Raw genomic sequence first — 11,557 nt, forward strand, 5'->3', positions numbered from 1 at the left:
CTCGTTACTTCTTCATTACGGGTGTTCAGGCCATGCTTCCGATGCGCTCGCCGTAGCGAGCCTTCAACGCATCGTTGTGCTCATCGCCACCCGGGATATTGGCGGAGAGATAGAGGGGCGGGGTCTCACCGGCTTCCTGGATCCGCGCGGCGGTGCCGAGGGTCAGGAGCTGGGCGATGTAGGCCGCCGTGATGGAGGAGACGGCACCGGCGAGGACGCCGCCGTCTCCGACGGGCACCGTCGCGTCGCCGAAGGGGGCCAGGTTGTCGATCACCACGTCGGCGATCTCGGCCAGGCGCTTGCCGCTGGGGTGCTTGGGGGTGACCGCGTTGGTGTGCTCGAGGCTGGTCACCGCGATCACCTTGTGGCCCTCCTCCTTCGCACGCAGCGCGATGCCGACGATCGAGCCGTTGACGCCGGAGTTGGACGCGATCAGGAAGACGTCCTCGGGGTGGAACTCGTGGAGCTCCCAGAGTTCGTTGGCGATGTTGGTGTCACGCTCGAGCAGACCGCCCTTGAGATCGCTCGCCGGGCGGTCGCCCTTGAGGACCGTGTCCCGCAGAGCGATGGCGTGGGTGGGGATCAGACCACCTGCCCGGCCGGCGATCTCCATCGCGAACGCCTGGGAGTGGCCGGTGCCGAAGGCCTGCAGCACACCGCCGTTGCGGATGCTGCTCACCATCACCTCCACCGCCTCGTCGAAGCCACCGGACTGGGCAATCGACTGCAGCTCGGACAGGCGTGTGCGAACCTGCTCGTCGAAGGCTCCGAACACGTCTCTGGTCAATTAGTCCACCCACCTAGCAAACTCGCGCCGCGACTGTATGCCGAGGCCTGCGCTCGAAAACTATTTGGAGAGAGTACGCCTGGCAATGGTTTTCTGTTACGAAAAGGTGTCAATGAATAACAACTACTTGGGCCTCGACGCTGGAGGCACCAGCACTCGGGCCGTCGTGGTCTCCTCCGACGGACACTGCCGAGGCATCGGGAAGGCCGGCAGCGGCAACCCGACCTCCGCCGGCGTCGAGGCCGCCACGGCGGCGATCAGGGATGCGGTCACCCAGGCTGTGACCTCCGCGAAAACCGGTCCGCTCGCCGGTGCCGCCCTGGCGGTCGCGGGTGCGGCCGACCCCGGCCACCGGGCGGCGATCGTGTCCGCCCTCTCCGGGCTGGTCGCGACCGAACCGGTCTTCGAGTTCGATGTGCTGGCCGCGTACTTCTCGGGGACGGCGGCTCCCGACGGCTATGTGCTGCTCTCCGGCACAGGGGCGTCGGCGGTGCGGGTCGAGGACGGCGGGCTCGCGGGCATCTCGGACGGCCTGGGCTGGCTGCTCGGCGACGTCGGCTCGGGCTTCTGGCTGGGCCGGGAGGTCGTACGCGCCGGGCTGGCGCCGCTCGACGGCCGAGGCGCGTCCACGGCGCTGACGGGCCTGCTGCTCGACCGGCTCGGGATCGCCGTCGACGAACGTCGCCAGGGCGGCCGGACCGCGACGCTGGTCGCGGCGACCGCGGCGCTCTACGCGATGCCGCCGCTGCGGCTGGCCGACTTCGCGGCGCTCGTCTTCACCGCGGCGGGGTCAGGCGACGAGGTGGCCGCGGGCATCCTCGACCAAGCAGCGGCCGGGTTGGCGGAGACGCTGGCGGCGGTGCGTACGCCTGAGATCGAGGGGCCATTGGTCGCTGCCGGAAGCGTCCTGGCCCGGCAGCCGGACTTCGCCGCCAGGGTCGCTCCAGGGGCGGTCGTCGCCACCGACGGGCTGGCCGGAGCTGCGGTGCTGGCACTGCGTCACGCGGGCGTGCTCGTCGACGACGCTGCCTACGCACGGGTAACCTCGTCGCTCGCCCACCTGACCGGAGTGTGACAATCGTTACTACGGCTGCCTGAAGCCAGGCCGGATGGCCTCCCCTAGCATGTCCTTGCATTCACGATGGAGGAGTTCTCGTTGAGCAAGCCACTGACAAAGGTCCTGATCGCCAACCGCGGTGAGATCGCCGTCCGAGTGATCCGCGCGTGCAAGGACGCCGGAATCGGCTCCGTAGCGATCTACGCGGACCCCGACCGTGACGCGCTCTTCGTGCGCCTCGCCGATGAGTCCTACTCACTCGGCGGAGCCACGCCGGCGGAGTCCTACCTGTCCATCGAGAAGATCATCGATGTGGCACGCCAGTCCGGTGCGGACTCGGTCCACCCGGGCTACGGCTTCCTCGCGGAGAACGCCGACTTCGCCCAGGCCGTGATCGACGCGGGCCTGACCTGGATCGGTCCTTCGCCCGAGGCGATCGACGCGCTGGGCGACAAGGCGAAGGCCAAGCAGATCGCACTGAAGGCCGGCGCGCCGCTGGCCCCGGGCCTCAAGGACCCTGTCAAGGACGCCTCCGAGATCGTCTCCTTCGCGCAGGAGTACGGCCTGCCGGTCGCCATCAAGGCGGTCTTCGGTGGTGGCGGTCGCGGCCTGAAGGTCGCGCGCACCCTCGAGGAGATCCCCGAGCTCTACGAGTCGGCCGTGCGTGAGGCCGTCGGCGCCTTCGGTCGCGGCGAGTGCCTGGTCGAGAAGTTCCTCGACAAGCCGCGCCACGTCGAGACCCAGTGTCTGGCCGACAAGCACGGCAACGTGGTCGTCGTCTCCACCCGCGACTGCTCGCTGCAGCGTCGCCACCAGAAGCTGGTCGAGGAGGCCCCCGCGCCGTTCCTGACCGACGAGCAGAACAAGCGCCTCTACGAGTCCTCCAAGGCGATCCTGCGCGAGGCCGGCTACGTCGGCGCAGGCACCTGTGAGTTCCTCGTCGCCGCCGACGGCACCATCTCCTTCCTCGAGGTCAACACCCGCCTCCAGGTCGAGCACTGTGTCTCCGAGGAGGTCACCGGCATCGACCTCGTCCGCGAGATGTTCCGCATCGCCGCAGGTGAGGAGCTGGGTTACGACGACCCCGAGGTCCGCGGCCACTCGATCGAGTTCCGCATCAACGCCGAGGACGGCGGCAACAACTTCATGCCGGCCCCCGGCACCCTGACCGAGTGGGCCCCGCCGGCCGGCCCGGGCGTACGCCTCGACGGCGGCTACGAGAAGGGCGAGACCATCCCGGGCTCGTTCGACTCCCTCATCGCCAAGCTGATCGTCTCCGGCCGCGACCGCACCCAGGCGCTGGAGCGCTCGCGCCGCGCCCTGGACGAGTTCAAGGTCGACGGCATGCCGACCGTCATCCCGTTCCACCAGGCCGTCGTCACCGACCCCGCCTACACCGCCGAGAGCGGCTCCTTCGACGTCTACACGACCTGGATCGAGACCGACTTCGACAACCAGATCACCCCGTACGCCGGCGCTGCCGGCGAGCCGGCCGAGGACGTCGAACGCCAGACCGTCGTGGTCGAGGTCGGCGGCAAGCGCCTCTCGGTCTCGCTGCCCGCCGGGCTCGGCGGCCTCGCGGTCGGTGGCGGCACGGGTGCCGCGAAGAAGCCGAAGCGGTCGGCGAAGAAGGCCGGCGCGGCCGCCTCCGGCGACTCCGTCGCCTCGCCGATGCAGGGCACCATCGTCAAGATCGCCGTCGAGGAGGGCCAGGAGGTCGCCGAGGGCGACGTCGTCGTGGTCATCGAGGCGATGAAGATGGAGCAGCCCCTCAAGGCCCACAAGGCCGGCGTCATCACCGGCCTGAACGCCACCGTGGGCGAGACCGTCACCAACGGGGCGGTCATCGCCGAGATCAAGTAGCTGGCGAAGGCTGTCCTTTCGTCAAGGTATGCAGCCCAAGGCGCACATCCCTAGCGGAGTTCCGCTAGGGATGTGCGCCTTTTCCTGCATACCTTGACGAAGACTCACAGCCCGAGCTCGTCCGCCAACACGGCCAGATGGAGCTCGAAAAGGCCGGCGGGGTCGCCGAAGCGGTCGGGGCCGAACTGGCCGAAGACCTCGAAGCTGACGCGTCCGAAGAGGCTGGTCCAGACGAGTACGCCGCGGGTGAGCGCGGCATCGGGCAGGTCGAGGCCGAGCTGGTCGCGGATGCCCTGGAGCCCCACCGCGAGCTCGGGCGAGATCCCGCCCACGCCCTCCGGCACGGTCAGCCGGCCGACGGCGAGCGCGCCGGCACACACCCGCAGCATCGCGGTCGGGACACGGGTGCCGGGCACGCTGGTGCGCTCGTCCGGCGCGGCGTAGCCGGGGACGGGCGACCCGAACAGCAGCGCGTACGTCGCCGGCTCGGCGAGCGCCCAGGTCCTGACCGCGCGGCCGAGAGCCAGGAACTGGGCGCGGTGGTCGTCCTCGGAGGCGGCCGCGACGGCCGCGTCGACGGCGTCGCCGAGCTCGTCGTAGCCGGAGACGAGGAGCAGGGTCAGCAGCTCGTCACGGTTCTTGACGTAGCGGTAGACGGCCGAGGAGACCACCCCGAGGTCGCGGGCCACCGCGCGCAGCGAGAGCGCGGCGGCGCCGTGGACCGCCAGGTGCTCGCGGCCGATCCGGACGATCTCGTCCATGGTCTGCGCCCGCGCCCGCTCGCGTGGGGTGCCGTCTCGTGAGGTGGCTGTCATGACGCCATCGTGTCCCGATATAGAGAGCGCTGTCAACAAAAGTGAGCGGTGCTCTTGCTTTTGTCGACGACACACGCCAGACTCATTCCGAGAGCACTGCTCTCGGAATCTCGACAGGCTCGATCACCGAAACCAAGGACACAGCCATGAACAGCACCTACCTCGTCATCGGCGCCGGCCCCGTCGGCGCGACCATCGCCCAGCAGCTCGCCGCGCGCGGCGACCGCGTACGCCTCCTCACCCGCTCCGGGAGCGGTCCGGTGCACGAGAACATCGAGCGCCTCCGCGGCGATGCCACCGACACCGAGACGGTCACCCAGGCGGCCACCGGCACCCGCGCCGTCTTCCACTGCATGCACGGCAGCGCCTACGCCGCGGAGACGTGGCGCGCCGAGCTCCCGCGGGCCGAGAAGATCGTGCTCGAGGCCGCCGGGCGGGCCGGCGCCGTGGTCGTCTTCCCGGAGAGCCTCTACGCCTACGGCCACGTCGCCGGCCCGATGACCGAGCAGACCCCGCGGAACGCCGACTTCGGCAAGCCCGCGGTGCGCGTCGAGCTGCTCCGCGCCCGCGACGCTTCCCCGACACCGACGGTCAGCGTCGCGGCCTCGGACTTCTACGGCCCGCTGGTGCGTACCGCCCACGCCGGCGAGCGGATGGTGCCGACGGTCCTCGCCGGCCGCACCATGCGGGTCCTCGGCGACCCGGACGCGCCGCACTCGTGGACATACGTCCCCGACCTCGGCGCCGCGATGATCAGGGCGGCCGACGAGGAGAGTCTGTGGGACTCCTTCCTGCACGCTCCCACCGCCCCAGCGATCTCCCAGCGCGACCTCGTCCGGCTCTATGCCGACGTCGCCGGGGTCGAAGCGCCGCGGGTCGGCCGGATCCCCACCTGGGCGCTGAAGGCGATCGGCACGGTGCATGCCGGCACCCGGGAGCTGGCCGAGATGGTCTACCAGTTCGACAAGCCGTTCGTGCTGGACTCCTCGGCCAGCGAGTCGCTTCTCGGCCTGTCCCCGACCCCGCTCGAGACCGGGGCCAAGGCGACGGTGGACTGGTGGCGTACGCAGGCCTGAGGGGGCTAGCGGGCGCTCCAGCCGCCGTCCATGGCCCACGAGGCGCCGGAGACCATCGAGGCGTCGGGGCCGGTGAGCCAGCCGACCAGCGAGCCGACCTCGTCGGGCTCGACCAGCCGCTTCACCGCCACGTCCTGCAACAGGACCCGCTCGACGACCTCGGAGGCGTCCACACCGTGCACCTCGGCCTGGTCGGCGATCTGCTTCTCCACCAGCGGTGTACGCACGTAGCCGGGGTTGATGCAGACGCTGGTCACACCGTGCGGGCCGCCCTCGAGGGCGGTGACCTTCGAGAGTCCCTCCAGACCGTGCTTGGCCGAGACGTAGGCGCTCTTGAAGGGGGAGGCGACCAGGCCGTGCACGGAGGAGATGTTGATGATGCGGCCCCAGCCGTTGGCGTACATGTGCGGCAAGGCGGCCCTGACCAGCAGGAACGGCGCGACGAGCATGATCGAGTGGATCCTGCGGAAGTCGTCGGGGTCGAACTTCTCGATGGGGCTGACCCGCTGGATGCCGGCGTTGTTGACCAGGACGTCGACCTCGAGGCTGAGGTCGTCGAGCTCGTGGGTCGCGGTCAGGTCGACCACCCACGCCTCGCCGCCGATCTCCTCGGCGAGGGCGTGGGCAGCGTCGCCGGCCAGGTCGGCGACGACGACCCGCGCGCCGCGGGCGGCGAGCTCGCGGGCCACCGCCGCGCCGATCCCCGACGCGCCGCCGGTGACCAGGGCCCGTCGGCCCTGCAGCGTACGTCCGGGATCGACGCCGCCCGAGACGGCCGAGATCACGCGGCGCTCACCTCGCGTGCGGCTTCACGGTCGGCGTCGGCCCGGTCCAGCGCACGCAGCGAGGTGCCCTTCGTCTCCTTGAGGGTGAGGACGACGAGCGCGGTGATGACGCCCGCCACGGCGAGGTAGACCGCGGTGTTGGTCCAGGTGCCGGTGTCCTTGAGCCAGGCGATGGCCAGCAGCGGCGCGAGCGAGCCGGCGAAGATCGAGGTCACCTGGTAGGAGATCGAGATGCCGGAGTAGCGCATCCGGGTCGGGAACATCTCGGCCATGATCGCGGGCTGGGTGGAGTACATCAGGGCATGGATCGCCAGGCCGGCGATCAGCGCGGCGCAGATCGCGACGTTGCTCTTGGTGTCGAGCATCGGGAAGGCCCAGAAGCCCCAGGTCGCGCCGAGCACCGCACCGACCAGGTAGACCGGCTTGCGGCCGACCCCGTCGGCGAGCCGGCCGACGGCGAGGATGAAGAAGAAGTGGCAGGCGTGCGCGATCGCGATCAGACCGAGCAGCGCGCCCTGGTCCATCTTCTGGTCCTCCACCAGGTAGACGATCGAGAACGAGACCACCAGGTAGTACATGATGTTCTCCGCGAACCGCAGACCCATGCCCTTCAGCACTCCGAGCGGGTAGCGACGCAGCACCTCGAAGACGCCGTAGCCGGCCGAGGCGGCGTCGGTCTGCTCGGCCTTCGCCTCCTCGAAGATCGGCGAGTCGGTGACCGAGCGACGGATGAAGTAGCCGACGAGGACCACGACGGCCGAGAGCCAGAAGGCGACCCGCCAGCCCCAGGCCAGGAACGCGGCGTCGGAGAGCGTGATGGTCATCAGCGTGAGCACCAGCGTGGCGAGCAGGTTGCCCACCGGCACCGCGGCCTGCGGCCAGGCGGCCCAGGTCGCCCGCCGCTCGTCGGGGGCGTGCTCGGCGACCAGCAGGACGGCGCCGCCCCACTCACCACCCAGCGCGAGCCCCTGCACGAACCGCAGCAGCACCAGAGCGATCGGGGCGGCCAGACCGATCTGGTCGTACGTCGGCAGGCAGCCCATCAGCACGGTGGCGACGCCGATCAGCATGATCGTCAGCTGCAGCGTGTACTTGCGGCCGAGACGGTCGCCGATGTGGCCGAAGACGACACCGCCCAGCGGGCGGGCGACGAACCCGATGGCGTAGGTCACGAAGGCCGCGATGATCGCGTCGTAGGCGTTGCCGGTGGCCGGCATGATCACCTTGGCGAAGACGAGCGCCGAGGCGGTGGCGTAGAGGAAGAAGTCGTACCACTCCACGACCGTGCCGGCCATGGAGGCCGCCACGGTCCTGCGGAGCAGGCTCTGGTCGTTGGGGGCGGCGGTGGCGCCCGGCTGTGTCATGGACATGGCTGGGAGTGTGACAGTGATCATAATGTGCTTGCAACGCGCATGTTGGCACACGCGATGAACGGAAATGCACATCACGAGCTAGGGTGGCCCGATGGCCACGACCTCGCCGACGCCGCCGTCCGCCGACCAGCTGCTGGTGCTGCTGGAGGTCGCCCGCAGCGGCCGCTTCACCACCGCCGCGCGCTCGCTCGGCCTGACCCACACGACGGTCAGCCGCAACATCTCCGCGCTCGAGCGTGCGCTCGGCGGCCGGGTCCTGGTGCGCGGCTCCGACGGGTGGGCGCTGACCGCCCTCGGCGAGCGCGCGGCACGGGCGGCCGAGGGCGTCGCCGAGTCGCTGGCCCGGCTGGCCGCGGACGAGCCCGCCGACCCGGTGGCCGGCGTGGTCAGGATGTCGACGACCGACGGGTTCGCTGCGTACATCGCCTCACCGGCGGTCGCCGCGCTGCGGCAGGATCACCCCGAGCTCGCGGTCGAGATCGTCACCGTGACCCGGCAGGCGGCGCAGCACCGCTCCGGCGTCGACATCGAGGTGGTGGTCGGCGAGCCCGCGGTCATGCGTGGTCGCGCGCTCCACCTCGGCGAGTACGAGCTCGGTCTCTACGCCTCCCCCGGCTATCTGGAGCGCCACGGCACCCCGGCCACGATCGAGGAGGCCGTACGCCACCGCCTGGTCTACTTCGTCGACTCGATGCTCCAGGTCGACGACCTCGACATCCCCCGCCGCCTGCTGCCCGGGATCCGCGACGCCGTCACCTCGACGAACGTGTTCGTCCACGTGGAGGCGACCCGTGCGGGTGCCGGCCTCGGCCTGCTCCCCTGCTTCATGGCCGACCGTCACCCCGACCTCGTCCGGATGCTCCACGACGAGATCCACCAGCGGCTGCCCTACTGGGCGGTCGTGCATCCCGAGTCCTGGCGTCGGCCGGCCGTGGCCGCCGTCGTCGGCGGCCTGCGACAGCAGATGGCCGAGCAGCAGGATGCCCTGCTCGGCCGGTGACGCGGCCATCAGCGACAATTCACGGGTGCCACACTCGACCCGGGCAGCCGCCGTACGACTGGTGGCCTTCTTCGTGGCCGGGATGCGCCTGGCGACCCTCGCGCAGATGGCGCCGTCGCTGCTCGCCGCGATGCCGGCACTGTCCCGCGTCGAGCACCCCTGGCTGACCGCGGCCAGCTGGATCGTCGCCACGGTCGTGCTCGTCGTCATCACCGCGATCACGCTGGTGACACGGAGACCGCCGGGAGTGCCGTACGCCGTGTTCGACGTCGCGGTGGCGGTGGCCCTGCTGATCGTCGGGCTGTGGACGGTCCCGGTGGAGCTGCGTACGGGCACCTGGGTGGGGTTCCAGCTCGGCTATGCACTGTGCGTGTCCTGCGGGCTCTCGGCCGTACGCTCCCGCTGGCTGTGGATGTTCCTGCTGGCCGCGCTGGCGATCGCCGAGGTGGTCTACATCGCGCCGACCGTGGACGGCGTGGCCGACCTCACCGGCGCCGTCAGCACCTGTCTGACCCTGCTGGTGCTCGGGCCGCTGGCGTGGTTCGGCTGCCAGACGATCGTGCGGATCGGGACGGAGGCCGATGAGGCGCGGCGCTATGCCGCGGAGGCCGCCAAGGCCGAGGAGGAGCGCCGGGCCCGGCTCGCGATCCACAACGGCACCGCGATGATGCGGCTGCTCGTGGAGACCCACTCCGCCGACGGCAACGGCGCGCTGCGCTCGCAGGCCGAGGTCGAGCTCAACCGGATGCGGGCCTACCTGAGCGGCCAGGCCCTGTCGCCGGTCGGCGAGGCGACCAACCTGGCCGCGGTGGTCACCGCAGTCGGCGCCGAGTTCGACGACCTCCCGATCACGGTGGTCGCCGACCTCGCCCAGGACGTCTCGCTCCCGCGGGGTCTCGCCGACGACCTGGCCGCGGCGCTGCGCAGCCTGCTGCTTAACGTACGTCAGCATGCCCGGGCCGCCCGGGTGGTCCTGCACGCCGCCGAGGACGAGGACGGCTCGGGCTGGGAGGTCACCCTGCACGACGACGGCATCGGCTTCGACGCGTCCGAGACGGTGTACGGGGTCGGGCTGCGGGAGGTGGTCGTCGAGCAGCTCGCGCGCTCGGGCATCGCCGTCCGGATCAACAGCATCCCCGACCTCGGCACCACGATCACGCTCGCGCAGACCGCCGCCGTGGAGGTGCCGTGACGTCCGCCGCGACCCCCGAGCCGCGCTTCACCCACGTCGACGACGCGACCGCGATGCGCGCCTCGCTGAGCCTGCTCCTGCCCGACCTCACCTTCGTGTCCAGCCATGGATCCGTCGAGGACCTGCTGGCATCGAGTCCCGAGGCCGACGTGGTGATCCTCGACCTCCACCTCGCCAACACCGGCCAGCCTGACGCGTCCCAGGGCACCGCGGCCATCCGGCGCATCGTCGAGGCCGGCTACCGGGTCTGCGTCTACTCCCAGGAGGAGCGCCGCTTCGTGCTCGCGGCCTGCCTCGCCGCCGGCGCGACCGGCGTGGTCTCGAAGTCGGCCTCGCTGGCCGAGGCGGAGACCGCGTTCCGGGCGGTGGCCGCCGATGAGCCGGTGATCCCCCCGGGCATCACCGGACTCATCGAGGTCCTCGTACGCCGCCGCAGCATCACGGTCCTCACCCCACGGCAACGTGAGGTCCTCGCCCATCGCGCCCGCGGGCTGACGTACGCAGAGATGAGCCGGATCATGTATCTGTCCGAGTCGACCCTGCGCGGCTACTGGATGGAGCTGGCCCAGCTGGTCTCCCAGCATCTGCGCGAGACCTCGCCGGGCGACATCGAGCATGCCCTCGGACTGCGCCCGGGGGACCTGCTCGACCTCTGGCCCGGATGAGCCCTAGCTGCTGATCCCGCTCCACTTCCAGGTGCCGTCGGTGCCGACGCGGACGGGGGCCGAGAAGGTGGTGCTGTGTCCGATGCCGCTGCTCTGACGCAGGCGCACGGCGTTGCCGGTCGTCGGGTTGATCAGCACGATGTCCTTGGCCGCGACCGCGCCGTCGGCGTCGTAGCAGTTGTGCACGGACATGTAGCGCCATCCGGACCCGAGGCTGCGGACGACGTACTTCTTCGCCTCAGCCGGCCGGTCCGGGCGTACGACGATCTGCTCGAGCTTGCTGGTGCTCGGGTTGATCGAGTAGAGCAGGTTGTACGTCACCCCGTTGTGGTTCGTCCACACGCCCGCGACCGTCGTGGTGCTCGGCAGGGTGACCGGCAGGTTCGTGACCGTGCCGAGGCGAGCCCCGGTGCTGGAGTAGGCGAGCGCGGTCTGCTGCACGACGCCGGAGCTGGTGACGCTGTAGACCGCCGTCGTCGGGCCGTTCACGACCTTCTTCGGGCTCCAGCCGGTCACCGCGGCACCGTTGGTGCGGTAGAGCTGTGCGGACCTCGTCTCGGTCAGCACCGGCTGCCCGATGGTGCCGGCGATGGTGACGGTGCGGCCCGTGCCGTCGGCGCCGGGCACGATGTAGCTGGTCTTCCAGGTCGTCTCGTCACCGGCGCCACCGACCTCGATCCAGGCTCGCGGGGACCAGGTCACGGTGCCGGCGCTGCGGTAACTCCCGGTGACGGTGCTGTTGCTGACGGAGCGCTTGCGGAGGTAGCCGCCGGCCTTGCCGTTGATCGAGCCGGAGCAGTTCACGGTGCCGGCCGCGGCGGCCGGTGAGCTCGCCGCCCCGAGCGCGGTGAGCGATCCGGCCAGCAGTGCCGTGCCCGCGATGGCGACCAGAGCTGAACGACGCTGAGTCTTCATCTTCATGCCGCCGAGGGTATGGTCCGCGA

The 11,557-nt window shown here is 70.6% G+C and carries 11 protein-coding genes; 6 read left to right on the top strand and 5 right to left on the bottom strand.

Annotation, left to right across the window (positions count from 1 at the left end):
* Positions 1–25 precede the first annotated feature (25 nt).
* Positions 26–787 carry an SIS domain-containing protein gene (locus tag OG984_RS15425; RefSeq protein WP_328527180.1) on the bottom strand — a complete coding sequence of 254 codons (762 nt, stop codon included), beginning with the start codon at positions 785–787 and terminating at the stop codon, positions 26–28.
* A gap of 112 nt (positions 788–899) precedes the next feature.
* Here OG984_RS15425 and OG984_RS15430 point away from each other — a divergent pair, with 112 nt between their 5' ends.
* The gene (locus tag OG984_RS15430; protein WP_328527181.1) at positions 900–1,862 is read left to right on the top strand and encodes an N-acetylglucosamine kinase; all 963 of its coding nucleotides are present in this window, start codon (positions 900–902) and stop codon (positions 1,860–1,862) included.
* A 66-nt stretch (positions 1,863–1,928) separates the two neighbouring features.
* Positions 1,929–3,707 carry an acetyl/propionyl/methylcrotonyl-CoA carboxylase subunit alpha gene (locus tag OG984_RS15435; RefSeq protein ID WP_328527182.1) on the top strand — a complete coding sequence of 593 codons (1,779 nt, stop codon included), beginning with the start codon at positions 1,929–1,931 and terminating at the stop codon, positions 3,705–3,707.
* Positions 3,708–3,811: 104 nt separating this feature from the next.
* Here OG984_RS15435 and OG984_RS15440 read toward each other — a convergent pair whose 3' ends face one another.
* Entirely contained in the window at positions 3,812–4,522 is a 711-nt protein-coding gene (locus tag OG984_RS15440; RefSeq protein ID WP_328527183.1) for a TetR/AcrR family transcriptional regulator, read from the bottom strand.
* Positions 4,523–4,668: 146 nt separating this feature from the next.
* On the opposite strand from OG984_RS15440, the gene OG984_RS15445 reads away from it, so the two are divergent.
* Entirely contained in the window at positions 4,669–5,598 is a 930-nt protein-coding gene (locus OG984_RS15445) for an NAD-dependent epimerase/dehydratase family protein (protein WP_328527184.1), read from the top strand.
* A gap of 5 nt (positions 5,599–5,603) precedes the next feature.
* Here the strand turns inward: OG984_RS15445 and OG984_RS15450 are convergent, their stop codons facing one another.
* Complete coding sequence (locus OG984_RS15450; RefSeq protein ID WP_328527185.1) at positions 5,604–6,383, bottom strand: 3-hydroxybutyrate dehydrogenase; 780 nt, start codon at positions 6,381–6,383, stop codon at positions 5,604–5,606.
* Positions 6,380–7,753 carry an MFS transporter gene (locus OG984_RS15455; protein ID WP_328527186.1) on the bottom strand — a complete coding sequence of 458 codons (1,374 nt, stop codon included), beginning with the start codon at positions 7,751–7,753 and terminating at the stop codon, positions 6,380–6,382. The genes OG984_RS15450 and OG984_RS15455 overlap by 4 nt, the downstream gene beginning before the upstream one ends.
* Before the next feature lie 94 nt (positions 7,754–7,847).
* Here OG984_RS15455 and OG984_RS15460 point away from each other — a divergent pair, with 94 nt between their 5' ends.
* The 3 genes from OG984_RS15460 to OG984_RS15470 are packed head-to-tail and all read left to right on the top strand — an operon-like array spanning position 7,848 to position 10,613.
* Positions 7,848–8,756 carry a LysR family transcriptional regulator gene (locus OG984_RS15460; RefSeq protein WP_328527187.1) on the top strand — a complete coding sequence of 303 codons (909 nt, stop codon included), beginning with the start codon at positions 7,848–7,850 and terminating at the stop codon, positions 8,754–8,756.
* A gap of 25 nt (positions 8,757–8,781) precedes the next feature.
* Positions 8,782–9,948, top strand: coding sequence for a hypothetical protein (locus tag OG984_RS15465; protein ID WP_328527188.1), 1,167 nt, complete (start codon positions 8,782–8,784; stop codon positions 9,946–9,948).
* Positions 9,945–10,613 (top strand): hypothetical protein, encoded by a 669-nt coding sequence (locus tag OG984_RS15470; RefSeq protein WP_328527189.1) that lies wholly within the window; start codon positions 9,945–9,947, stop codon positions 10,611–10,613. Before OG984_RS15465 ends, OG984_RS15470 begins: the two co-directional genes overlap by 4 nt.
* Before the next feature lie 3 nt (positions 10,614–10,616).
* Here the strand turns inward: OG984_RS15470 and OG984_RS15475 are convergent, their stop codons facing one another.
* Positions 10,617–11,534 (bottom strand): hypothetical protein, encoded by a 918-nt coding sequence (locus OG984_RS15475; protein ID WP_328527190.1) that lies wholly within the window; start codon positions 11,532–11,534, stop codon positions 10,617–10,619.
* Positions 11,535–11,557 lie beyond the last annotated feature (23 nt).

The sequence above is a fragment of the Nocardioides sp. NBC_00368 genome (assembly GCF_036090055.1).
Taxonomy (GTDB): Bacteria; Actinomycetota; Actinomycetes; order Propionibacteriales; family Nocardioidaceae; genus Nocardioides.

What these genes read in the sequence shown, in the direction of transcription:
- OG984_RS15440 (WP_328527183.1), bottom strand. Translation starts at nt 4,522, where the DNA reads ATGACAGCCACCTCACGAGACGGCACCCCACGCGAGCGGGCGCGGGCG.
- OG984_RS15475 (WP_328527190.1), bottom strand. Translation starts at nt 11,534, where the DNA reads ATGAAGATGAAGACTCAGCGTCGTTCAGCTCTGGTCGCCATCGCGGGC.
- OG984_RS15455 (WP_328527186.1), bottom strand. Translation starts at nt 7,753, where the DNA reads ATGTCCATGACACAGCCGGGCGCCACCGCCGCCCCCAACGACCAGAGC.
- OG984_RS15435 (WP_328527182.1), top strand. Translation starts at nt 1,929, where the DNA reads ATGGAGGAGTTCTCGTTGAGCAAGCCACTGACAAAGGTCCTGATCGCC.
- OG984_RS15460 (WP_328527187.1), top strand. Translation starts at nt 7,848, where the DNA reads ATGGCCACGACCTCGCCGACGCCGCCGTCCGCCGACCAGCTGCTGGTG.
- OG984_RS15445 (WP_328527184.1), top strand. Translation starts at nt 4,669, where the DNA reads ATGAACAGCACCTACCTCGTCATCGGCGCCGGCCCCGTCGGCGCGACC.
- OG984_RS15430 (WP_328527181.1), top strand. Translation starts at nt 900, where the DNA reads ATGAATAACAACTACTTGGGCCTCGACGCTGGAGGCACCAGCACTCGG.